At 69.5% G+C, this 23,301-nt stretch carries 13 protein-coding genes, 3 rRNA genes and 2 pseudogenes; 1 reads left to right on the top strand and 17 read right to left on the bottom strand.

Going from position 1 to position 23,301, the window contains the following annotated elements; genetic code table 11:
* Positions 1 to 14: 14 nt before the first annotated feature.
* The 8 genes from C8046_RS19635 to C8046_RS17870 form a co-directional block, all read right to left on the bottom strand.
* Positions 15 to 1,553 (bottom strand): FtsK/SpoIIIE domain-containing protein, encoded by a 1,539-nt coding sequence (locus tag C8046_RS19635; RefSeq protein WP_235866488.1) that lies wholly within the window; start codon positions 1,551 to 1,553, stop codon positions 15 to 17.
* A gap of 203 nt (positions 1,554 to 1,756) precedes the next feature.
* On the bottom strand, positions 1,757 to 4,423 hold the full coding sequence (locus C8046_RS17905; protein ID WP_158277264.1) for an FtsK/SpoIIIE domain-containing protein: 2,667 nt from the start codon (positions 4,421 to 4,423) through the stop codon (positions 1,757 to 1,759).
* Between the two features lie 170 nt (positions 4,424 to 4,593).
* Positions 4,594 to 4,863, bottom strand: coding sequence for a hypothetical protein (locus C8046_RS17900; protein WP_109230610.1), 270 nt, complete (start codon positions 4,861 to 4,863; stop codon positions 4,594 to 4,596).
* Positions 4,864 to 4,914: 51 nt separating this feature from the next.
* Positions 4,915 to 6,525 (bottom strand): hypothetical protein, encoded by a 1,611-nt coding sequence (locus C8046_RS17895; protein ID WP_158277263.1) that lies wholly within the window; start codon positions 6,523 to 6,525, stop codon positions 4,915 to 4,917.
* Between the two features lie 130 nt (positions 6,526 to 6,655).
* The gene (locus C8046_RS17885) at positions 6,656 to 6,931 is read right to left on the bottom strand and encodes a hypothetical protein (protein ID WP_109230608.1); all 276 of its coding nucleotides are present in this window, start codon (positions 6,929 to 6,931) and stop codon (positions 6,656 to 6,658) included.
* A 235-nt stretch (positions 6,932 to 7,166) separates the two neighbouring features.
* On the bottom strand, positions 7,167 to 8,015 hold the full coding sequence (locus C8046_RS17880; protein ID WP_109230607.1) for a hypothetical protein: 849 nt from the start codon (positions 8,013 to 8,015) through the stop codon (positions 7,167 to 7,169).
* Between the two features lie 323 nt (positions 8,016 to 8,338).
* Positions 8,339 to 8,456 (bottom strand): 5S ribosomal RNA (gene rrf / locus C8046_RS17875).
* 119 nt (positions 8,457 to 8,575) lie between these two features.
* Positions 8,576 to 11,688 (bottom strand): 23S ribosomal RNA (locus C8046_RS17870).
* A gap of 247 nt (positions 11,689 to 11,935) precedes the next feature.
* Here C8046_RS17870 and C8046_RS18215 point away from each other — a divergent pair.
* Positions 11,936 to 12,115: a hypothetical protein gene (locus C8046_RS18215; RefSeq protein ID WP_146197061.1), complete on the top strand. Its 180-nt coding sequence runs from the start codon at positions 11,936 to 11,938 to the stop codon at positions 12,113 to 12,115.
* Positions 12,116 to 12,123: 8 nt separating this feature from the next.
* On the opposite strand, the gene C8046_RS17865 is transcribed toward C8046_RS18215, so the two are convergent.
* From C8046_RS17865 to C8046_RS17825, 9 genes and pseudogenes are all read right to left on the bottom strand, one after another.
* Positions 12,124 to 13,650, bottom strand: a 16S ribosomal RNA gene (locus C8046_RS17865).
* The 16S, 23S and 5S rRNA genes sit together here, the layout of an rRNA operon.
* A gap of 775 nt (positions 13,651 to 14,425) precedes the next feature.
* Complete coding sequence (ilvD, locus tag C8046_RS17860; RefSeq protein ID WP_109230606.1) at positions 14,426 to 16,135, bottom strand: dihydroxy-acid dehydratase; 1,710 nt, start codon at positions 16,133 to 16,135, stop codon at positions 14,426 to 14,428.
* An 82-nt stretch (positions 16,136 to 16,217) separates the two neighbouring features.
* Positions 16,218 to 18,076 (bottom strand): annotated as a pseudogene (gene ilvD, locus C8046_RS17855) (dihydroxy-acid dehydratase).
* 110 nt (positions 18,077 to 18,186) lie between these two features.
* Positions 18,187 to 18,945: a DUF1361 domain-containing protein gene (locus tag C8046_RS17850; RefSeq protein ID WP_109231034.1), complete on the bottom strand. Its 759-nt coding sequence runs from the start codon at positions 18,943 to 18,945 to the stop codon at positions 18,187 to 18,189.
* A complete protein-coding gene (locus tag C8046_RS17845) occupies positions 18,945 to 19,640 on the bottom strand; it encodes a metal-dependent transcriptional regulator (RefSeq protein ID WP_109230605.1) in 696 nt (231 codons plus the stop codon). The genes C8046_RS17850 and C8046_RS17845 overlap by 1 nt, the downstream gene beginning before the upstream one ends.
* A gap of 18 nt (positions 19,641 to 19,658) precedes the next feature.
* Entirely contained in the window at positions 19,659 to 21,170 is a 1,512-nt protein-coding gene (gene gatB, locus C8046_RS17840) for an Asp-tRNA(Asn)/Glu-tRNA(Gln) amidotransferase subunit GatB (protein ID WP_109230604.1), read from the bottom strand.
* A pseudogene (gene gatA, locus C8046_RS17835) lies at positions 21,167 to 22,677 on the bottom strand (Asp-tRNA(Asn)/Glu-tRNA(Gln) amidotransferase subunit GatA). The gene gatB and the pseudogene gatA overlap by 4 nt, the downstream one beginning before the upstream one ends.
* A gap of 2 nt (positions 22,678 to 22,679) precedes the next feature.
* Positions 22,680 to 22,976, bottom strand: a complete 297-nt coding sequence (gatC, locus tag C8046_RS17830) for an Asp-tRNA(Asn)/Glu-tRNA(Gln) amidotransferase subunit GatC (protein ID WP_109230603.1) — start codon at positions 22,974 to 22,976, stop codon at positions 22,680 to 22,682.
* Between the two features lie 66 nt (positions 22,977 to 23,042).
* A complete protein-coding gene (locus tag C8046_RS17825; RefSeq protein ID WP_109230602.1) occupies positions 23,043 to 23,300 on the bottom strand; it encodes a DUF1049 domain-containing protein in 258 nt (85 codons plus the stop codon).
* Position 23,301: the final 1 nt, after the last annotated feature.

Genomic DNA, 23,301 nt, shown 5'->3' with positions numbered 1-23,301 from the left:
CGTTCCTGGAATTCTCATGACTCGCCCCGCCCGTGGCTGGTCGATTGTTCCATGACGGCCTCCGCCGTCGTGGTGTGGATCACGTGCGTGCGACCGCCTGCGACGAGCAGACCACGGCCCGGCCCGGTCAGCACCTCGTGGCTGGACATCGGCACCTGCGCGCCGAGCAGTGCCCCGTCCCCCATCTCGGGGCTGAGCAGCACGCCGCGGCGTCCGCGGCGCACCGCCTGCACGAGGCCAGGGATGTGCTGGCGGGTGCGGGCGTCGTCGGCGTCGGTCGCCACGACCAGCGCCGTGCGGAGCCCGCCGAGCGTGGCGGACCACGCCGTGAGCGCCTCGACGGCGCGGCGCTCCTCGCCGGCCGCCTCCCAGGCCCGCTCCCACTCGTGCACGTCGTCGACGAGCACGAGACGCCAGGCCCGCTCCCCCGCCGGTGCCTGCGCGCCGGGCCCGGCGAGCCAGGCCACGACCTCGGCCGGCGTCGTGAGCACCGTGGCGCCCTCGAGCCCACCCAGCCCCGAGCTCGCCGTCGCGGCCGCCCGCGGCCCGATGAGCACGACGTCGGAGGCGCTCTCCTGGGCGCGGCGCGCGAGCTGGGCGAGCCCGAGCAGGTGGGAGGTGCGGCCGCTGCGGGTCCGGCCGGTGACGAGCACCGGCCCCTCCAGCAGGGACAGCGTGACCGGGGCGACCATGTCCTCCTCGACGCCCACGCTCACCTCGTCGCGCACCGGCGCGGGCAGCGCCGACTGCGGCAGGCGGTCGGGCATCACCGGCACGGACGTCGCGCCCACGGGGTAGCGCCGGGCGATCTGCTTCGCGACGGCGTCCAGCCGCTCACCCTGCAGGGGCGTCCCGGCGCCGCCGATCGTGGCGACCTGCACCTCGCGCGATCCGAGGAGCGCGCGGCCGGCGGGGCTGTCGGCGTCGAGCACCGTGCCGGGGACGCCGAGCATCATGTAGTCGTCCGGGACGGTCATCCGCATCACGAGCCGCTGACCGAAGGCGGCTGCCACGGGGGCGGGGACGCCGGTGCGCTGCGGCGCCGTGGCCGTGACGTGCACGCCGGCGCGGCGGCCCTCCTGCAGGATCGTCACGAGCATGTCGGCGTGCTGACGACGCAGCGACCCGCCGCCCTCGAAGGACTCCAGCAGCGCGGGCAGGTTGTCGATGAGGACGTGCACGCGCGGCACGTCGACGCCGGTGGCCGCGAGCGCCGCGAGGTCCGCGACGCCGCGCGAGGCCATCGCCGCGTTCCGGTCGGTGACCGTGCGGTGCAGCATGCGCACCAGGCGCAGCACCCGCTCGCGCTGGGCCTCCACGACCACGGCGCCGACGGACGGCAGCCGCGTCAGGACGGCCAGGCCGCCACCACCGCAGTCGAGCCCGTAGACCAGCGGCGGGGCGACGTCGGCCCCGGCCGTGACGGCGACGGCGAGCGTGCGCAGCAGCTCCGTCTTGCCGGCCCCCGAGGAGCCGAGAACGAGCAGGTGGCCGGAGCGGGCGAAGTCGACGAGCCACGGCTCCTGCGTCTGCTGGGACGGGGAGTCGATCATGCCCAGCAGCGCCTGACCCGGACCGGGCACGACCGTGCGGGTGTCGGAGGAGGCGCCGGCGCCGTCGACCAGCGCGGCCTGCGCCGCGTCCGCCCCCACGAGGAGGCGACCGGCGTCGGCGACGGCGAGCGGCAGCTCGGCGGGCAGCTGCGGCAGCCAGGGGCGGCGCGGGGCGGTGGCGCCCGTGCGGGCGAACGCGGTGGTCAGCGTGTCGACGAGGCGTTCGAGGTCGGTGCGGGGGTGGAGGCGGGAGTCGTCGGACGAGGACGCGAGGGCCTCGGACCCGCCGCGCGCGTCGAACGGACGCACCTCGACGGGTGCGGCCGCCTCGCGGCGGACCTCGCGCGCCCCGACGTAGGCGACCTGGACGAGCTCGCGGGTGCCGTGGCCGGTGCGCCGCAGCCAGGCGCGGCCGGGGTTGCGGCGCGAGAGCTGCGCGGCGTCGGGCGCGTCGATGACGTCGGTGGAGTCGTCGGGCGAGGCCACCCGGAGCGCGATGCGCAGGTCGGTGTTGGCCTTGATCTGGGGGTCACGACGCCGGCGGGACGCTGCGTCGCGAGCAGCATGTGCATGCCGAGCGAGCGTCCGCGCTGCGCGATGGAGACCATGCCGTCCACGAAGTCGGGCACCTCGGCCAGCAGCGCGGCGAACTCGTCGACGCAGATGAGCATGCTCGGCGGCGCGGCCTCGGGGTGGCTGCGCTCGAGGTCGACGAGGTCCTTGGCGCCGTACCTCTCCAGCAGGTGCTCGCGGGTGGTGAGCTCGGCGTGCAGCGAGACCAGCGCACGCTGGACGAGCGCGGGCGTGAGGTCGGTGATGTAGCCGACCGTGTGCGGGAGCTGGGCGCACTCGCGGAACGCCGCGCCGCCCTTGTAGTCCACGAGCAGGAACGTGATGCGGCTCGGCGGGTTGTTCACCGCGAGCGACGCGATGAGGGACTGCAGCAGCTCGCTCTTCCCGGCGCCGGTCGTGCCGGCCACGAGGCCGTGGGGGCCGTCCTCGCGCAGGTCGATCGTCACGGCGCCGTCGGTGCCCGCGCCGAGCTGCGCGCGCAGACCGCGGCTGGTGGACCAGCGCTCGAGCACCTGCTCGACGTCGTCGCTCCCGCAACCGGTGAGCTCCGGCAGGCGGACGGCCGGGGGCAGCAGCGCCTCGGCGGCGCCGACGGCCGCCTCGTCGCGGTAGCCCGCGAGCGAGCGGGCGGTGCTCCACGCCGTCGCGAGGTCGAGCGCCTCGAGCTCCGTGATGGCGTCGGTGCCGCCGCGACGGGCGTGCTCGAGCGAGGACGTCGCGAGGTCGACGACGCGTGCCGTGGCCGCCGGCACCTCCTCCCGGCGGGCGCCGAGCCAGAGCAGGTGCAGCTGACGCTCGCCCGCCGCCTGCGCCACGGCCTCGACGTGCCGACGGGTCAGGCCGGCGCCCTCGTCGACGAGGCACAGCGTGTGCTGCGCGCCGCCGGCCGCGAGGGTGAGGCTCTCCAGCAGCGCCTGCCCGGCCGCGGCACCGACCGCGACCGGGGCGGGCCCGGCGGAGCTGACGTGGGGCAGCCACCGCAGCCAGGACTCCAGCGACGCCCGGCCCGGGCCGAGCACCGCCGTCACGGCGAGGTCGGTCGGCGAGTGGGTCACCGCGAGGCGCACGACGGCGGCGCGCACCCACGCGTCCACCGTCTCGGCCGGGCCGGTCACGGCGGTCAGGCCCGCGGTCAGCTCGAGCGGGACCGGCAGGTCCGCCAGCTCGGTGCGGGTCGCCAGGGCACGTCCGACCTCGCTGCGCAGGCCGCGGTCGCCGCCGGTGGGGGCCTTCGCCGTCACGAGCGCGGGCCGCGGCCCGAGCCCGGAGCGGACGGTGAGGAAGTCGTCGTCCTCCTGCTGCCGCGCCCACAGCCGGTGGTCGCGCGTGCGGGCCCGCACCACGACCGCCTCGAGGTCGGGCTCGTCCTCCAGCGCGTTGGTCCGCTGGGTCTGCGCCGCCTCATCGACGCCGGTGAGCACGCCGCGCACGTCCTCGCGCCAGAGGTCGCGCTCGGCCTCGAACTCCTTGCGCGCCTGGCGGCGCTGGACGAGGTTGGTCATGGCCATCATGAGCGGGAAGCCGATCATGAAGATGAGGGACATCGGGCTGCGGCTCATCGCGAGCATCCCGCCGCCGATCATCACGGGCATGAGCATCATCGGCCACGGGAAGGGTGACTTGCGCGGGGACGCGGGCGGGCTGGGGACGTCGAGCTCCGTCGCCTCGACCGACGAGCCGAACCGCGGCGGACGCAGCACGCCCTGCTCCGCATCGGGCGTCCGGGTCCCCTCGGCGGGCTCGAGCACGATCTCGGTCGAGCCGAGCCGCAGGCGCTCGCCCCAGGCGAGCGGCTGGGCCCCGACGACCTCGCGGTCCCCCAGGCGCGTGCCGTGGGCCGAACCGAGGTCGACGACGGCGGGGGTTGCGCCGAGGATGAGGCGGGCGTGGGTGCGGCTCACGAGGGGGTCGGCGAGCCGGACGTCGACGTCGCCGCGGCCGAGCGTGACGACGTCGCCGTGCAGCTCGTGCGTGCGACCGGCCTCGGGGCCGGCGACGACGCGCAGGAGCGCGCGCGGGCGGCGCTGCCGCGTCGGGCGGGTCAGCCAGTCGGAGGGGACGGAGGCGACGTGGAGGAGGCCGCCGTCGCGCAGCGGGGAGTCGGCCAGACGCTGCTGGGCCGGCCACGGGCGCCCGTCGCTGACGGGCGCCAGCAGCACGCGCGACCCGGCGCCCGCGAGGTGCTCCCCCAGCGTCGCGGCGAGGTCGGCGACCCGGCCGTGCGGGGCGGACTCGACCACGACGTCGACGGGGTCCAGCGCGCTCTCGGTGCTCGGCACCACGCTCAGTCTCCACACGATGGGCTCCTCGGGTCGTCTCGCTGCGGTCGTGCTCGATGCTTCGACAGTAGGAAGGGGCGGGCCCGGCGTCCACGCGGGCGGGGGTGGAAGGTTCCGCCACGTGTGCCGGGACGCACGACGGCGGCGGCCACCCGAGGGTGACCGCCGCCGTCGCGGTGTGGTGCCGATCAGCTGGAGGCGCGCTCCTGGTCGTCCGCCTGCGAGGCGAGCAGCTGGGCGTTCTCCTGCAGCGCCTGGACGACGCTGTTCAGGGCCGGCACGTACTGGCCCTGCCAGTCGCCGCGGAAGCGCTGGGCGTCCGGGCCGTACCAGGGGGTGCCCTCGAGCTGCTGCGAGAGACGGGCGGTGAGCTGGGTGATCGTGTCGGCGTCGGAGGTCATCACCCGGACGAGGTCGCGGGCCGCGTTGATGTCCATGCCGTAGACGGTGGTGCTCATGATGAGGGTCCTTTCGTCGGTGCCACGGGTGTGGCGGAGGTGGGGTGCCGATCAGCGGGGTGCCGGGCGGCGGGTGCTGGTGGAACGGGGTGCTGCTGGGTGGTGGTTCTGCTGAGTGCTGGTGCTGCCGGTGGAGCTGTGCTGGCCGAGCTGTCTGGTGGTCGTTCCGGTCGTGCGGTCAGAGGGTCTCGGGGCGAGCGCGCCCTCGTCGGCCTTGGCGGCCTTGCCCCGCAGGGCGGCGAGGCCGGCGGCCCCGAGCCCGGCGAGACCGATCGGCGCCGCGAGCGACGAGGCGGGCAGCCCGTCGGCCCGGTCGGCGAGCGAGCCGGACGTGAGGGACGCCGAGACCGGCGGGTCGATCGAGGACGGTGTGCCGACCGAGGTCGCCGTGGCGGCCTGCTCGACCGGTGCCGCGGCGAGGGGCTCGCCCGAGGCTGCTGCGCCGTCGTCGCCGGTGGCGCCACTCGCACCACCGAGCTCGGCGCCCGATCCGGTGCCGGCGCTTCCGGTCCCGCCGCCGGAGCCGCCGCCCGTCCCGCCGCCGGTGGCTCCGCCGGAGCCGCCACCGGTCCCGGTGCCCGCCGGGGACACCTCGCCGGTGCCCTCGGAGCCCGTACCGGCACCCAACGACGCGGAGTCGATCCCGGCCCCGCCGAGCGAGGACAGCTGCGGCGCCGAGACCGGCAGGGACGTGCCTCCGGAGGATCCGGGGCTCGAGAGCCCCAGGCCGCCGGACCCCAGTCCCCCGCCGCCGGACGGCAGCTGGAACGCCGAGCCGGACGTCAGCCCACCGAGCGCGGTGCCGCCGGCGCCGATCGCGCCGACCCCGGCACCGATCGCTCCGGCACCGAGCTGACCCAGGCCACCGGCACCGATCTGGGGAGCCGTGGCGCCGCTGCCGCCGCCGACGACCCCGCCCGAGCCGCTGCCGCTCGAGGAGCCGGTGAGCTGGTCGATGCCGCTGCGGATCTGGTCGATCCCCGCGCCGATCTGGGAGACGCCGTCACCGATCCCGGTGATCCCTCGTCCGATGGTCGAGATCGCCTCGCCGGCCCGGGAGAGGGAGCCCCCGATCGAGGAGCCGTCCCCTCCGCCGGTCGCGCCGGCCGTTCCCGCCCCGGCACCGGCACCGACGGCCGGAGCCACCGGGGTGGTGACCGCAGCCTCACCGCCGACGGCGCCCGCCCCCGGGCCGCCGGCGCCCGGAGCCTGACCGGCGCCGCCGATCGCCGTCGGCGTGGACACGGCCGCGCCGCCACCCGTCGACCCGGTCCCCGTGACGGACACGGTGATCCGGACCTCGGGCACGCTGAGCTGCGGCGGGTTCGTGGCCGTCTGGGTCGGCATCGTCACCGGCGTGTAGCTGCCGCGCGGAATGGTGATGGTCGGGGAGTCCTCGCTGGTGGACTTCTGGATCTGCGAGACCATCGACAGCATCCGTGCCGCGTTCGCGAGGTACTTGCCGGTCGCCTGGACCCACGGGATCACCGTGGCCTCGAGGTAGGCCGCGTAGGCGGCCGCCCACCCCGTCCAGGACATCGCCTTGAGCGCGGCGACGACGACCTTCAGGGCGACGACGACCTGCTGGGCGAAGTCGGCCCCCTCCTGGCAGGTGTTGGCGATCCTGTCGAGTGCGCTGACGTCTGCTCCCTGGAAGGTCATCTCCCCGCCTCCTCTCCGTGTCTGTCGTTCGTGGTGTGCTGCTGGGCGGTGGTCCCGCCGGTGCTGATGACGTCGACGCTAGGTCGGCGCCTGCCCCGTCCGCGAGCGTTCGGGGGGTGGAAGGTTCCGCCTAGCTGGAGGCCTGCTCCTGCATCTCGGCGCGCACGCGCAGCTCGTGGGCGGAGTCCGCGAGGGACTCGGTGACGGCCTGCAGCTCGGGGCGCAGCGACCCGTTCCAGTCGCCGAGGAACCGCTTGGCGCCGGCGCCCTCCCAGGTGATCGAGTCGAGCATCGCCGAGATGGAGCCGACCAGGCTCCCCAGGTCCGAGGAGCCCTGCTCCATGCCCCGGGAGGCGTTGCGGGAGTACTCCGGGTCGATGCCGTAGAAGGTGCTTCTGTCGTACATGTCTCTGCCTCTCGCCGTGGTGAACGTGTGCTGTGCACGCTAGGCAGACAGGGGTCGACGACGGGAGCCCGGAGGGGGTGGAAGGTTCCGCCGCGTGGGCCGCCGACCGCCCACCCAGGGAGCCCCGGAACGACGACGAGCCCCTCGTCCGGCGCACGGGGCGCCGAGCGAGGGGCTCGGGTGGGGCTGGTGGAGCAGGGACGCCCTCGCCGACCTCGTCAGGTCGGCCGGCGCGTCAGGAGGCGGTGTCGGGGCGCAGCCCCTCGCCGCGGGCCTGGGCGGTCAGGACGGCGCCCAGATCGGCGGCGGTCACGAGCTGCACCTCGGCGGACCGACGCCCGACGGCGAAGCGCACGTTCTGGACGCGTCCCGACCCCTGGGTGAAGGGGTCGTCCGCCACCCCGAAGGCCATCCGGGCGACGACCCTGATGGCGTCGTCGACCCGCTGGGCCCGCTCGAGGTTCCACGCGTGGCCTCGCCAGGCCAGGATCCGCTCGTAGATCTCCCGGTTCGACGCGGGGCGCGGGTAGTCGTCGTCGCCGCTCAACCAGGGCTCGGCGAGCGCGAGGGCGACGTACCACTCGCGCGACCACGGCTCGAGCCGTGGTGCTTCCGTGGTGGGGGCGGAGTCGGGGTCCGGCTGCGGGACCCACGGCTGCCCGACGGCGGGGGCGTCGACGAGCTCGACGTCGATCGAGACCAGCAGATCGGTGAACGTGCGGTCGGACTGCTGCCGGCCCTGGAGGACGAGCAGCTGGTTGTCCCCCTCGTCCAGAAGAGCCACCATGCCGTCGGACAGGGTGACGCGGCGGGCTCCCCCGGGGGCGTCGAACAGGCTGGAGAGCTGGGCACCGGTGCTGCCGTGCCAGCGCAGCCGCACGACCTCCTCCCCCACGGCGACCTCACCGAGAAGACGGGACACGTGGGCGGCGACCCGGGGCAGGGCGAGCGCGGTGATACGCAGCTGCTCGGACGGATCGCGATCCGGCAGCGCCTGGTCGGGTGCCCGACCGATCAGTAACGTCTCCCCCGGTCCGAGGACCACGCGCGGAGCACCGGAACCACTCACGGTGACGCGAAGCATGCGACAGGCCTCCAAGGACGGGGAAGCTCCACCCTAACCAGAGCCATCCGATCCGACCCGCTGAGCGGCCCGAGCCCCACCCCCGCTGAGTGCTGGGTTGTTGCCGGTGACACGCCGGTGGTGGCGGCAGAAAGTCAGCACTCAGCAGCAAGGCCGAAGCTCGCCCTCGCCCGCTGAGTGCTGAGTTGCTGCCGGTGACACGCCGGTGGGGGCGGCAGGAAGTCAGCACTCAGGACAGGGTGACCACCGGGCTGGGCGTCCGGTGAACCTGCCCGGGAATGGCGAAAGGCCCCACCCTTGCGGGTGGGGCCTTTCGAATGGGTGTTCGGCGGTGTCCTACTCTCCCACCCCGTCTCCAGGGCAGTACCATCGGCGCTGAGGGGCTTAGCTTCCGGGTTCGGAATGGTGCCGGGCGTTTCCCGCCTCGCTATGGCCGCCGTAACTCTGTCGAACTGTCAAACACAACCCCACCCAACCCAGGCAGTACCCGGGTCGGGGGTGTGTTGGTGGTTCGGGAACCGCACAGTGGACGCGTCGCAACATATTTTGAGCTTGTTGGTGTGGTGAAGTGATCGGCTTATTAGTACCGGTCAGCTCCACGGGTCTTTAGTCCCCGCTTCCACTTCCGGCCTATCACCCAGTGGTCTACTGGGAGCCTCTCCACTCTCAAGGAGTGATGGAAACCTCATCTTGAAGCAGGCTTCCCGCTTAGATGCTTTCAGCGGTTATCCCTTCCCAACGTAGCTAACCAGCAGTGCTCCTGGCGGAACAACTGGCACACCAGAGGTTAGTCCGTCCCGGTCCTCTCGTACTAAGGACAGCCCTTCTCAAGTTTCCTGCGCGCGCAGCGGATAGGGACCGAACTGTCTCACGACGTTCTAAACCCAGCTCGCGTGCCGCTTTAATGGGCGAACAGCCCAACCCTTGGGACCGACTCCAGCCCCAGGATGCGACGAGCCGACATCGAGGTGCCAAACCATGCCGTCGATATGGACTCTTGGGCAAGATCAGCCTGTTATCCCCGGGGTACCTTTTATCCGATGAGCGACGGCGCTTCCACAAGCCACCGCCGGATCACTAGTCCCGACTTTCGTCCCTGTTCGACCTGTCAGTCTCACAGTCAAGCTCCCTTGTGCACTTACACTCGACACCTGATTGCCAACCAGGCTGAGGGAACCTTTGGGCGCCTCCGTTACATTTTGGGAGGCAACCGCCCCAGTTAAACTACCCACCAGGCACTGTCCCTGGTCCGGATCACGGACCGAAGTTAGATGTCCAAAACGACCAGAGTGGTATTTCAAGGACGACTCCACCCCTACTGGCGTAAAGGTTTCACAGTCTCCCACCTATCCTACACAAGCCGTTTCGAACACCAATACCAAGCTATAGTAAAGGTCCCGGGGTCTTTCCGTCCTGCTGCGCGTAACGAGCATCTTTACTCGTAGTGCAATTTCGCCGAGTTCGCGGTTGAGACAGCGGAGAAGTCGTTACGCCATTCGTGCAGGTCGGAACTTACCCGACAAGGAATTTCGCTACCTTAGGATGGTTATAGTTACCACCGCCGTTTACTGGGGCTTAAATTCTCAGCTTCGCCTTGCGGCTAACCGGTCCTCTTAACCTTCCAGCACCGGGCAGGCGTCAGTCCGTATACATCGTCTTGCGACTTCGCACGGACCTGTGTTTTTAGTAAACAGTCGCTTCTCCCTGGTCTCTGCGGCCCTTGCACGCTCACCACAGCAAGTGTGGATCACGCTCCGGGCCCCCCTTCTCCCGAAGTTACGGGGGCATTTTGCCGAGTTCCTTAACCACGATTGTCTCGATCGCCTTAGTATTCTCTACCTGACCACCTGAGTCGGTTTGGGGTACGGGCGGCTAGTACCTCGCGTCGAGGCTTTTCTTGGCACCATAGGATCACCATATTCCCGCGTTCGCGGTCACCATCACCTCTCGGACTGTATGCACAACGGATTTGCCTATCATGCGTCCTACGGGCTTGGAAGGAGTCAACCATCGCTCCAACTGGCTACCTTCATGCGTCACCCCTGTTAATACGCTTACCTACTACCGGTTCAGGTCCCACGCGCCCCTACCCGATGCAACCCGAAGGTCACGGTGGGAAGGATTGGGTGGTTAGTATCACCGGGCTCGGTATGGGCGGTACTTCGCCGGTACGGGAATATCAACCCGTTGTCCATCGACTACGCCTGTCGGCCTCGCCTTAGGTCCCGACTTACCCAGGGCGGATTAACCTGGCCCTGGAACCCTTGGTCATTCGGCGGACGGGTTTCTCACCCGTCTTTCGCTACTCATGCCTGCATTCTCACTCGTGTAGGCTCCACCACTGGATCACTCCGCAGCTTCACTGCCCACACGACGCTCCCCTACCCATCCACACGACTGAACCACGAAGGCTTGTCTACAGTGTGAATGCCACAGCTTCGGCGGTGTGCTTGAGCCCCGCTACATTGTCGGCGCGGAATCACTTGACCAGTGAGCTATTACGCACTCTTTCAAGGGTGGCTGCTTCTAAGCCAACCTCCTGGTTGTCTGGGCAACTCCACATCCTTTCCCACTTAGCACACGCTTGGGGGCCTTAGCTGGTGATCTGGGCTGTTTCCCTCTCGACTATGAAGCTTATCCCCCACAGTCTCACTGCTGCGCTCTGGCTTACCGGCATTCGGAGTTTGGCTGACGTCAGTAACCTGGTAGGGCCCATCGGCCATCCAGTAGCTCTACCTCCGGCAAGGAACACGCAACGCTGCACCTATATGCATTTCGGGGAGAACCAGCTATCACGAAGTTTGATTGGCCTTTCACCCCTACCCACAGGTCATCCCCCAGGTTTTCAACCCTGGTGGGTTCGGTCCTCCACACGGTCTTACCCGCGCTTCAACCTGCCCATGGGTAGATCACTTCGCTTCGGGTCTAGAGCACGCGACTGAATCGCCCTATTCGGACTCGCTTTCGCTACGGCTTCCCCACACGGGTTAACCTCGCCACGTACCACTAACTCGCAGGCTCATTCTTCAAAAGGCACGCCGTCACCCCAACTAGGGAGGCTCCGACGGATTGTAAGCAAACGGTTTCAGGTACTATTTCACTCCCCTCCCGGGGTACTTTTCACCTTTCCCTCACGGTACTTGTCCGCTATCGGTCATCAGGTAGTATTTAGGCTTAGCAAGTGGTCTTGCCAGATTCACACGGGATTTCACGGGCCCCGTGCTACTCGGGAACACTCACAGAAGACCATGCCATTTCGTCTACGGGGGTCGCACCCTGTATCCCCACCCGTTCAAGAGTGTTCGACTATGACACGCTTTTGTAACTCCTTCGCACTTGCGGCAGCAGTGCTAGTAAGGTCCCACAACCCCGCATGCGCAACCCCTGCCGGGTATCACACGCACACGGTTTAGCCTGATCCGCTTTCGCTCGCCACTACTCACGGAATATCTCTTCCTGCCGGTACTGAGATGTTTCACTTCCCGGCGTTCCCTCCACACACCCTATATATTCAGGTGCAGGTCACACGACATGACTCGTGCGGGGTTTCCCCATTCGGAAATCCTCGGATCACAGCTCGTTTGCCAACTCCCCGAGGCTTATCGCAGGCCACAACGTCCTTCTTCGGCTCCTGATGCCAAGGCATCCACCGTTTGCTCTTAAACACTTGACCACAAAAGATCAAAGATGCTCGCGTCCACTGTGCAGTTCTCAAACAACCAACCCCACCCACCACCACCACCCACCCCAACAGAGATGACCAGTGACAGCGAGGGCCAGAAACAACCACCCGACCGCGCCAGCGTCACCACCAGCACAACCCGTGTGTTGCCTCAGGACCCAACAGTGTGCCCCCCACCGCAGCCCCAGCCCCCCAGACCCCCCATTGAAGGAGCCGGCAGACCAGACACGATGAAAGAGTGAACCTGATGTTCCACCCAAGAGTCACAGGCAACCCCACCATCGAGATGATGATGTTCGACCTGCCACCCACACCCCACACCCCGAACAGCTCAACCCTCCACCCCCCACCACAGCAGGAAGCATCAACGAGCGAGCACGAACAAGCAGTGCAGAAGAAAGTGAGCAGCCAACGTTGACTCCTTAGAAAGGAGGTGATCCAGCCGCACCTTCCGGTACGGCTACCTTGTTACGACTTAGTCCTAATCGCCAATCCCACCTTCGACAGCTCCCCCCTACAAGAGGTTGGGCCACTGGCTTCGGGTGTTACCGACTTTCATGACTTGACGGGCGGTGTGTACAAGGCCCGAGAACGTATTCACCGCAGCATTGCTGATCTGCGATTACTAGCGACTCCGACTTCATGGGGTCGAGTTGCAGACCCCAATCCGAACTGAGACCGGCTTTCTGGGATTCGCTCCACCTCGCGGTATCGCAGCCCTTTGTACCGGCCATTGTAGCATGCGTGAAGCCCAAGACATAAGGGGCATGATGATTTGACGTCATCCCCACCTTCCTCCGAGTTGACCCCGGCAGTCTCCTATGAGTCCCCACCATCACGTGCTGGCAACATAGGACGAGGGTTGCGCTCGTTGCGGGACTTAACCCAACATCTCACGACACGAGCTGACGACAACCATGCACCACCTGTACATGAGTGTCCAAAGAGACCACCATCTCTGGTGGCTTCTCAAGTATGTCAAGCCTTGGTAAGGTTCTTCGCGTTGCATCGAATTAATCCGCATGCTCCGCCGCTTGTGCGGGCCCCCGTCAATTCCTTTGAGTTTTAGCCTTGCGGCCGTACTCCCCAGGCGGGGCACTTAATGCGTTAGCTACGGCGCGGAATCCGTGGAAACAGACCCCACACCTAGTGCCCAACGTTTACGGCATGGACTACCAGGGTATCTAATCCTGTTCGCTCCCCATGCTTTCGCTCCTCAGCGTCAGTAACGGCCCAGAGACCTGCCTTCGCCATCGGTGTTCCTCCTGATATCTGCGCATTCCACCGCTACACCAGGAATTCCAGTCTCCCCTACCGCACTCTAGTCTGCCCGTACCCACTGCACGCCCCAAGTTGAGCCTGGGGATTTCACAGCAGACGCGACAAACCGCCTACGAGCTCTTTACGCCCAATAATTCCGGACAACGCTTGCGCCCTACGTATTACCGCGGCTGCTGGCACGTAGTTAGCCGGCGCTTCTTCTGCAGGTACCGTCACCCGAAAGCTTCTTCCCTACTGAAAGAGGTTTACAACCCGAAGGCCGTCATCCCTCACGCGGCGTCGCTGCATCAGGCTTTCGCCCATTGTGCAATATTCCCCACTGCTGCCTCCCGTAGGAGTCTGGGCCGTGTCTCAGTCCCAGTGTGGCCGGTCACCCTCTCAGGCCGGCTACCCGTCATCGCCTTGGTAGGCCTTCACCCCACCAACAAGCTGATAGGCCGCGAGCCCATCCCAGACCAGAAACCCTTTCAACAACCCGACATGCATCAGGAAGTGATATCCAGTATTAGCCCCGGTTTCCCGGAGTTATCCCAGAGTCTGGGGCAGGTTACTCACGTGTTACTCACCCGTTCGCCACTAATCAGGAATGCAAGCACCCCATCATCGTTCGACTTGCATGTGTAAAGCACGCCGCCAGCGTTCGTCCTGAGCCAGGATCAAACTCTCCGTCAAAAACTAACCCCACCACACCCGAAAGCACGACGGGAATCATTTAACGACAATGATCCAAGCAAAAACCCGAACAACCACAACCCCCCAAAGGAAGCCATGACGCCCGGCAAAACAAAAACAGTCAACCAAACCCCACAACGCATGCCCCGAAGGACCGCGCCACAGAACCCGGCCAACAAATGGCATCAAGTTCACAAACACACTGTTGAGTTCTCAAACAACACACCACACCAGTCCATCCACACCCCAAACCCTGGGGCCCGGACCAACCGGGGCAACTTCTCCAACTTACACCCCCCAAGCCACTCCGTCAAACCAACGGCCTGACCAGATCCAGCTCAAGGGTGACCCCGCGACAGTGGAACCGCTTCAGCGGCTCTTCGCTTGGGATTCACGGTCAGCCCCGGCCCTCTCGGTCCGGCTCGCTTCCCCGTGTGACAAGAACATTACGTCAGGGTTGCTGACCTGGCAAAACGGCGGAATCCTGCGGCTTCGCTCCTCGCCTGCTCAGCTGGCCGCGCCACCCGGACACCCGTTCTGCCGCGAGATCACGCCGATCACGCGCCCCGGCGGCGGGGGCCGGGCCGGCCCGAGCGTCAGGGAGAAGCGGGGAATCAGTTTCTGTGGCCTGCGTCACCGCGCCCGCTCCACTGCCCACTCTCCGGCCCACGGCCCTCTCCCCCGCCGTCGCGCACCGCCCCCGGCGGCACCGCCCCGGCGCCCCCGTCCCGGGCCGCCGGGGATCTGCACGCCGACCCGCGTGCGGTTCGCCGACCTACTCCAGGATGGCGCCGCGCGAGGCGGACTGGACGAGCTTCGCGTACTTCGCCAGCACCCCGCGCGAGTAGACGGGAGCCAGGGGCTGCCACCCCTCCTTGCGGGCGTCCAGCTCCTCCGCGCTGACCAGCACGTCGAGCGTCTTGTTCGCCACGTCGAGCCGGATCCGGTCGCCGTCGTTCACGAAGGCGATCGGCCCGCCGTCCACGGCCTCGGGCGCGACGTGCCCGACGCACAGCCCGGTGGTACCGCCGGAGAACCGGCCGTCGGTGAGGAGCAGGACGGTCTTGCCCAGGCCGGCGCCCTTGATGGCCCCGGTGATGGCGAGCATCTCGCGCATCCCCGGTCCGCCCTTGGGCCCCTCGTAGCGGATGACCACGACGTCGCCGTCGGTGATCGTCCCGTCCTCGAGCGCGTCGAGCGCGGCGCGCTCGCGCTGGAACACGCGCGCCGTCCCCTCGAACACGTCGTTGTCGAAGCCGGCGGACTTCACCACCGCGCCGTCGGGCGCGAGCGAGCCGTGCAGGATCGTGATGCCGCCCGTGCGGTGGATCGGGTTGTCGAGCGCCCGGAGGATCTTGCCGTCGGGGTCCGGCGGGTCGATGTCGGCGAGGTTCTCCGCGACGGTCCTCCCGGTGACCGTCAGGCAGTCCCCGTGCAGCAGACCGGCGTCGAGCAGAGCCTTCATCACCACCGGCACGCCACCGATGCGGTCGACGTCGTTCATCACGTAGCGACCGAAGGGCTTGAGGTCACCGAGGTGCGGCACCCGGGACGCGACGCGGTCGAAGTCGGCGAGCGTGAGGTCGACCTCCGCCTCGTGCGCGATCGCCAGCAGGTGGAGCACGGCGTTCGTCGAGCCGCCGAACGCCATGACGACGGCGATGGCGTTCTCGAACGCCTCCTTCGTCATGATCTGCCGGGCGGTGATGCCCTGGCGCAGCAGCTCGACCACAGCCTCGCCCGACTTCCGCGCGAACATGTCGCGGCGACGGTCGGCCGACGGCGGGGCCGCCGACCCCGGCAGCGACATCCCCATCGCCTCGGCCACCGAGGCCATCGTGTTGGCGGTGTACATCCCGCCGCAGGCACCCTCGCCCGGGCAGATCGCGCGCTCGATGCGGTCCAGGTCGCCCTTGCTCATCAGCCCGCGCTGGCAGGCGCCGACGGCCTCGAAGGCGTCGATCAGCGTGACGTCCTTCTCGGTGCCGTCCTCGAGCTTCACCCACCCCGGCATGATCGAACCGGCGTAGAGGAACACCGAGGACAGGTCCAGCCGCGCGGCGGCCATCAGCATCCCGGGCAGGGACTTGTCGCAGCCCGCCAGCAGGACGGAGCCGTCGAGCCGCTCGGCCGAGATCACCGTCTCGACGGAGTCGGCGATGATGTCGCGCGAGACGAGCGAGAAGTGCATCCCCTCGTGCCCCATGGAGATGCCGTCCGAGACCGAGATGGTGCCGAACTCGAGCGGGTAGCCCCCGCCGGCGTGCACCCCCTCCTTGACGGCCTTGGCCAGCCGGTCGAGCGAGAGGTTGCAGGGGGTGATCTCGTTCCACGAGCTCGCGACGCCGATCTGGGGCTTGACCCAGTCGTCGTCGCCCATCCCGACGGCACGGAGCATCCCCCGCGACGCCGTCGCCTCGATGCCGTCCGTCACCTGTCGGGAGCGGGGCTTGATGTCGATCTCTGGACGCACCGTGTCGGTCATGACCCCACTCTAGGAACGTGCCGCCGCCGGCGACAGCCCGAAGGGGCGTCGCCGGCGGCGGCACGTGCGGAGCCGGGCGGGATCAGTGCCGGATGAGGGAGACGTCGCGCACGGCGCCGCGGTCGGCCGACGTCGCCATCGCGGCGTACGCCTGCAGGGCCGGGGAGACGTAGCGGTCGCGGTCGACCGGCTGCCAGGGGTGCTCCGAGGCCTCCATCTTGGCGCGGCGCTCGGCGATCACCGCGTCGGGCACGTTGAGGCGGATGAGGCGGGTGTCGACGTCGATCTCGATCTCGTCGCCGTCCTCGATGAGGCCGATCGTGCCGCCGGCCGCCGCCTCGGGCGAGACGTGCCCGATGGAGATGCCGCTCGAGCCGCCGGAGAACCGGCCGTCCGTGATCAGTGCGCAGACCTTGCCGAGGCCGCGGCCCTTGATGAACGACGTGGGGTAGAGCATCTCCTGCATGCCGGGGCCGCCGGCGGGACCCTCGTAGCGCACGACGACGACGTGACCGGGCTTCACCTGCTTGGTGAGGATCTTGTCCACGGCCTCGTCCTGCGACTCGCACACCAGCGCGGTGCCGACGAAGTGGAAGACGTCCGGATCGACACCGGCCGTCTTGAACACGGCGCCGTCCTCGGCGATGTTGCCCCGCAGCACGGCCAGTCCGCCCTCGACCGTGTAGGCGTGCTCCAGGTCGCGGATGCAGCCGTCGGCCGCGTCGGTGTCCAGCGTCTCCCAGCGGTTCGACGTCGAGAACGCCTGCGTCGTGCGCACCCCTCCGGGCGCGGCGTGGAAGAGCTCGACGGCGCGCTCGCTCGCCTTCCCCCGCGGATGTCCCACTCGTCGAGCCAGGCCCGCAGCGTCGGCGTGTGCACGGACGTGACGTCGTGGCTCAGCAGCCCGGCGCGGTCCAGCTCGCCGAGCAGGGCGGGGATGCCGCCGGCGCGGTGGACGTCCTCCATGTGGAAGTTCGGGTGGTTGGGCGCGACCTTCGACAGGCACGGCACCCCGCGGGAGATGCGCTCGATGTCGGTGAGGTCGAAGTCGATCTCGCCCTCCTGCGCCGCGGCCAGGATGTGCAGGACGGTGTTGGTGGACCCGCCCATCGCCACGTCGAGCGCCATCGCGTTGCCGAAGGCCTCCTTGGTCGCGATGCTGCGCGGCGCGGCCGAGTCGTCCTCCTCCTCGTAGTAGCGGCGGGCGAGGTCGACGATGGTGCGGCCGGCCTCGAGGAACAGCTCCTTGCGCGCGGCGTGCGTGGCCAGCGTCGAGCCGTTGCCGGGCAGCGACAGCCCGAGGGCCTCGGTGAGGCAGTTCATGGAGTTCGCTGTGAACATGCCCGAGCACGAGCCGCACGTGGGGCAGGCGTTCTCCTCGACCTCGGCCAGCGCGGCGTCGCTCACGGCGTCGTCGGCCGCGTAGTTGATCGCGTTGACGAGGTTGAGCGGGGTCTTCGCGACGCCGTCCGCCACCACGGCCTTGCCGGCCTCCATCGGGCCGCCGGAGACGAAGATGACCGGGATGTTCAGGCGCAGCGCGGCGTTGAGCATGCCGGGCGTGATCTTGTCGCAGTTGGAGATGCAGACGATCGCGTCGGCGCAGTGCGCGTTGACCATGTACTCGACCGAGTCGGCGATGAGGTCGCGGCTGGGCAGCGAGTAGAGCATGCCGCCGTGGCCCATCGCGATGCCGTCGTCGACGGCGATGGTGTTGAACTCCTTCGACACGCCGCCGGCCTCGCGGATCGCGGAGGCGACGAGGTCCCCCATGTCCTTGAGGTGCACGTGACCGGGGACGAACTGCGTGTAGGAGTTGGCGATCGCGATGATCGGTTTGCCGAAGTCGTCCGCTCCCATGCCGGTGGCGCGCCAGAGGGCGCGGGCGCCCGCCATGTTCCGACCGTGGGTGGAGGTGCGCGAGCGCAGGGGACGTGACATTCCAGCTCCTTGTGAGACGTCGGCGGCACCGACCTCGATGACCGCCGAACAAACCTACGACACCGTAGGTCCGCTGGTGGGGCGCGTCCGTCAGGTGGTCCGGAGCCCCGTCAGCGCACTGCCGTCCCGAGCCTCAGCTCCGACAGCACGAGCATCGAGACGGGGGCGTACACCGCCACGTACAGGAGTGCGAGGAGGACCCAGTGCGCAACGGTGAACCCCAGCAGCTCGCGCACCTTCCCCGGCTGGCGCAGGTGCCTGACCATCTTCACCACGATGCGCCACGGCAGCACGATGTCCCAGCTGTTCAGCCGGATCATCCGTCCCATCCACACGCCGATGCACGCCAGCAGGAGAACCCCCGCGGCGACCGCCCACGTCCACGGCGGCGGCGCGAGCGGGAACTCCTGGCGCACGTCGAAGCCGAACATCAGGAAGGTCTGCACGAGGGAGAGCGAGACGATCGCGTTGAGGATGCCTGACATCGTCAGCGTCAACGTCATGACGATGTCGAACCACATCGGGACGCCGTCCCCCTCCTTGCGGTGGGAGAAGTTCAGCTCGGTGATGAGGTAGGCGGAGTTCGGGAAGAACGCGACGAACACGACCGCCGTCGCGGCGAACGCGGTCGGACCGACCCAGCTGAGCGAGGCGTCCTCGATCACGGGGATCTGCGCGAGCAGGACCACGACGAGGCCGAGCACGGCCAGCACGATCGGCACGTTGGACAGGGCGATGTTCAGCAGCATCGGCTTGTACAGCGGTGTCCGGTAGCGCCGGGCGCGCAGCACGATGAGGGCGGCCGCGTACAGGTTCACCCCGAGCACGCACAGCGCACCGACGGCGACGGCCGGCCCGGTCGCGAACATCACCCCGGCACCACCCAGACGTGACGCAGAGCCGTGATGCCGAACGGCGCCGACGACGTCGACCCCGACTCCTCCGCGTGCGGCAGCGGCGCCACGAACATCAGCGCCGACGCGGAGTCCCGCCCCGTCACCCGCACGTGCTCCCCCGGCACGACGCGCTCCTGGGCGAGCCGCTGCAGGAGCGCGGGATCCGCGTCGGACACCCGGGTCACGACGCCGCACTCCCCCGCCTCGAGGTCACCCAGGTGACGGGCGGCCGGGATGGTGATCTCGCCGTCGGCCGTCGGGATCGGATCGCCGTGCGGATCGTGGGTGGGGTGGCCGAGGTGGATGTCGATCCGGCGCTCGAGCTCGTCCGAGATGGCGTGCTCGAGCACCTCGGCCTCGTCGTGCACCTCGTCCCAGGAGTACCCGAAGGTCTCCACGAGCAGCGTCTCCACGAGACGGTGACGCCGCACCACCGCCAGCGCCGCGACCCGGCCGGCGGGGGTGAGAGCGATCTGGCCGTACCGGGCGTGGTCGATGAGTCCGACGTCGGCGAGCCGGCGGACGCCCTCGCTGACGGTGCCCGCCGTGACGCCGAGGCGCTGCGCGAGCGCCTTGACCGTCAGCGGCGCGTCGGACCACTCCTGCGCGTTCCAGACGAGCTTGAGGTAGTCCTGCGCGACGGCGGACAGCGGCGGCGTCGTCGTCATCTTCTGCCCCCGGTCATGTCAGGACGCCACGCGCTCCAGCACCAGCTCGCGCACGCGGCCGGCGTCGGCCTGGCCGCGGGTGGCCTTCATGACGGCGCCGATCACGGCGCCGATCGGACCGAGGTTGCCGCCACGGATCTTCTCGGCGATGTCGGGCTGGGCCGCCAGGGCGGCGTCGATGGCCTCGAGCAGCGGGCCGTCGTCGGAGACGATCTCGAGCCCGCGCGCGGCGGCGACCTGCTCGGGGTCGCCCTCGCCCGCCAGGACGCCCTCGAGCGCCTGGCGCGCGAGCTTGTCGTTGAGGCGGCCCGAGTCGACCAGGCCCTGCAGCTGCGCGACCTGCGCGGGCGTGATCGCCAGCTCCTCCAGCGTCACCTCGCCGGCGTTGGCCACGCGGGCCAGCTCACCCATCCACCACTTGCGCGCGGCGGCGGGCGAGGAGCCGGCCCGGACCGTCGCCTCGAGGAGGTCGAGGGCGCCGGCGTTCACGACGTCGCGCATCTCGGCCTCGGCGAAGCCCCACTCGCCGTCGAGGCGACGACGGCGCGCGGCCGGGAGCTCCGGCAGCGTCGCCCGGATCTCCTCGACCCACTCGCGCGACGGCGCGACGGGCACCAGGTCGGGCTCGGGGAAGTAGCGGTAGTCCTCGGCGTCGGACTTCACACGACCGGGCGAGGTCGAGGCGTCGCTCTCGTGGAAGTGGCGCGTCTCCTGGATGACCGTGCCGCCGGCGTCGAGCACGGCGGCCTGGCGCGAGACCTCGTAGCGCACGGCGCGCTCGACGCTGCGGAAGGAGTTGACGTTCTTCGTCTCGGTGCGGGTCCCGAGCGGGCTGTCCGGTGTGGCCCGCAGCGAGAGGTTGACGTCGGCGCGGACGTTGCCGCGCTCCATCTTCGCCTCGGAGACGTCCAGCGCCCGGAAGATGTCGCGCAGCGTGCGGACGTAGGCGGCCGCGACCTCGGGGGCGCGCTCGCCGGTGCCCGGGATCGGGCGCGTGACGATCTCCACCAGCGGGATGCCCGCGCGGTTGTAGTCCACGAGCGAGTACTCCGCGCCCTGGAGTCGACCGTCGTGGCCGCCGACGTGGGTGTTCTTGCCCGCGTCCTCCTCCATGTGCGCGCGCTCGATCTCCACGCGGACGACCTCGCCGTCGGACAGCTCGACGTCGAGCCAGCCGTCGAAGGCGATGGGCTCGTCGTACTGCGAGGTCTGGAAGTTCTTCGGCACGTCCGGGTAGAAGTAGTTCTTCCGGGCGAAGCGGCACACCGGCGCGATCTCGCAGTTGAGCGCGAGGCCGATCTTGATCGCCGACTCCACGGCCTTGCGGTTGACCGCGGGCAGGGCGCCCGGCAGCCCGAGCGAGACGGGCGTGACCTGCGTGTTCGGCTCGGCCCCGAAGGTGACGGGGGCGCCGTCGAACATCTTCGTGGCGGTGCCGAGCTCGACGTGGACCTCGATGCCGAGGACGGGGTCGTACCGGCGGACGGCGTCGTCGAAGTCGACGAGCGCGACGGCGGGGCGGGTGGTCACCGGGACACCTCCGGGATGCGGTCGAGGATGGCACCCTGCGATGCCGTGTAGTGGTGCTCCAGGGCGGCGCCCACGCGGTAGAGGCGGGCGTCGGCGCGGGCCGGGGCGAGCACCTGGATGCCGATCGGCAGGCCGGCGTCGTCGAGGCCGTTGGGCACCGAGATGCCGGGGACGCCGGCGAGGTTGGCGGGGATCGTCGCGACGTCGTTGAGGTACATCGCCAGCGGGTCGTCGAGCTTCTCGCCGAGCGTGAACGCCGTGGTCGGGGCCGTCGGCGAGACGAGCACGTCGACCTGGGAGTACGCGGCCGCGAAGTCGCGCTGGATGAGCGTGCGGACCTTCTGCGCGCTGCCGTAGTAGGCGTCGTAGTAGCCCGCCGAGAGGGCGTAGGTCCCCAGGATGATCCGGCGCTTGACCTCGGCGCCGAAGCCCTGGCCGCGGGTGGCGGCCATGACGCGCTCGGCGGTGACGGGACCCTCGCTCGGCTCGACGCGCAGGCCGAAGCGCATGCCGTCGAACTTCGCCAGGTTGCTGGAGGCCTCCGCCGGGAGGATCAGGTAGTAGGCGGCGAGCGCAGCCTCGAACGAGGGGCAGCTCACCTCCACGACCTCGGCGCCGGCGGCCTCGAGGTCGCGCACGGAGCGCGCGAACGCCTCGCTGACCTCGCGCTGGTAGCCCTCGCCCGCGAGCTCCTTGACGACGCCGACGCGCACGCCGGTCAGGTCGCCCGTGCCGCCGAGGCGGGCCGCGTCGGCGTAACCGGTCGCCGCCTCGGGCAGCGAGGTGGAGTCGCGCGGGTCGTGCCCGCCGATGACCTCGTGCAGGAGCGCCGAGTCGAGCACGGTGCGCGAGCACGGGCCCGCCTGGTCGAGGCTGCTGGCCAGGGCGATCAGGCCGTAACGGGACACCGAGCCGTACGTCGGCTTGACGCCGACGGTGCCGGTGACGGCGGCGGGCTGGCGGATCGAGCCGCCCGTGTCCGTCCCGATCGCGAGCGGGGCCTCGAAGGCCGCGAGCGAGGCGGCGCTGCCGCCCCCGAGCCGCCCGGGATGCGGGTGAGGTCCCACGGGTTGTGGGTCGGGCCGTAGCCGGAGTGCTCGGTGCTCGACCCCATGGCGAACTCGTCCATGTTGGTCTTGCCGAGCATCGGCAGGCCGGCAGCACGCAGCTTCTCGACCAGGGTCGCGTCGTACGGCGGGACCCAGCCCTCGAGGATGCGGGAGCCGGCGGTCGTGGGCGTGCCGCGCGTGACGACGACGTCCTTGACGGCGATCGGCACACCGGCGAGGTGGTGCAGCGCGGTGCCGGCGGCGCGCGCGTCGTCGACGGCGCGGGCCTGGGCGAGGGTGTCGGCGCCGTCGACGTGGAGGAAGGCGTGGACCGCCCCGTCCACCTCGGCGATGCGGTCGAGGTGCGCCTGCGCGACCTCGACGGCGGAGACCTCACCGGCGGTGAGCAGGTCGGCGAGCTCGGCGGCGGTCCGGCGGACCAGCGGGGACGCGGTCATGGTCACTCCTCCCCCAGGATCTGCGGGACGGCGAAGCGGCCGTCCTCGGAGGCGGGCGCCTGCGCGAGCACCTCGTCGCGATCGACGACGTCGGACACGACGTCCTCGCGGTAGACGTTCGTGAGCGGGATCGGGTGGCTGGTGGCGGGCACGTCGGCCGTCGCCAGCTCGCTGACCTTCTCGACGGCGTGGGCGATGACCTCGAGCTCGCCGGCGAACCGGTCCAGCTCGTCTGGGGTGAGGTCGATCCGCGCGAGACCTGCCAGGCGCGCGACTTCCTCGGAGGAGAACGTGGGCATGCCCCCGAGTCTAGAGGGGGCGACGGCGCTCCTCGCTCCCGTGCCGGCTCCGGGTCGGACCTCGTGTCAGCCCAGGCCGACGCGGCGCTTGATGCGACGACGCTGCGCGAACGCCCCGACCGCGATGCCCAGCACGACGAGGATCGTGTAGACGAGCCAGGCCGGGGCCGCGACCGTCCGGTTGAACAGGTGGATCGCGATGTCGTTCGTGTTCTGCACGATGAAGACGACGGCGAGGGCCGTCAGCAGCACGGGCAGCCAGTACTTCTTGGCGAGCGCTCCGAAGCCCGAGCGGGTCGGGGCGGGCGGCGGCGTCTGGGTCATG

Origin of the sequence: Serinibacter arcticus (assembly GCF_003121705.1) — a bacterium.
In the GTDB taxonomy this organism is placed as follows: domain Bacteria; phylum Actinomycetota; class Actinomycetes; order Actinomycetales; family Beutenbergiaceae; genus Litorihabitans.
Note: the sequence above shows the minus strand (reverse complement) of the source record. Positions and strands in the feature narration are given on the sequence as shown.

What these genes read in the sequence shown, in the direction of transcription:
- C8046_RS17850 (WP_109231034.1), bottom strand. Translation starts at nt 18,945, where the DNA reads ATGTTCGCGACCGGGCCGGCCGTCGCCGTCGGTGCGCTGTGCGTGCTC.
- gatC (WP_109230603.1), bottom strand. Translation starts at nt 22,976, where the DNA reads ATGCCCACGTTCTCCTCCGAGGAAGTCGCGCGCCTGGCAGGTCTCGCG.
- C8046_RS17845 (WP_109230605.1), bottom strand. Translation starts at nt 19,640, where the DNA reads ATGACGACGACGCCGCCGCTGTCCGCCGTCGCGCAGGACTACCTCAAG.
- C8046_RS17900 (WP_109230610.1), bottom strand. Translation starts at nt 4,863, where the DNA reads ATGAGCACCACCGTCTACGGCATGGACATCAACGCGGCCCGCGACCTC.
- C8046_RS17825 (WP_109230602.1), bottom strand. Translation starts at nt 23,300, where the DNA reads ATGACCCAGACGCCGCCGCCCGCCCCGACCCGCTCGGGCTTCGGAGCG.
- C8046_RS19635 (WP_235866488.1), bottom strand. Translation starts at nt 1,553, where the DNA reads ATGATCGACTCCCCGTCCCAGCAGACGCAGGAGCCGTGGCTCGTCGAC.
- C8046_RS17885 (WP_109230608.1), bottom strand. Translation starts at nt 6,931, where the DNA reads ATGTACGACAGAAGCACCTTCTACGGCATCGACCCGGAGTACTCCCGC.
- C8046_RS17880 (WP_109230607.1), bottom strand. Translation starts at nt 8,015, where the DNA reads ATGCTTCGCGTCACCGTGAGTGGTTCCGGTGCTCCGCGCGTGGTCCTC.
- C8046_RS17895 (WP_158277263.1), bottom strand. Translation starts at nt 6,525, where the DNA reads ATGACCTTCCAGGGAGCAGACGTCAGCGCACTCGACAGGATCGCCAAC.
- ilvD (WP_109230606.1), bottom strand. Translation starts at nt 16,135, where the DNA reads ATGACCGACACGGTGCGTCCAGAGATCGACATCAAGCCCCGCTCCCGA.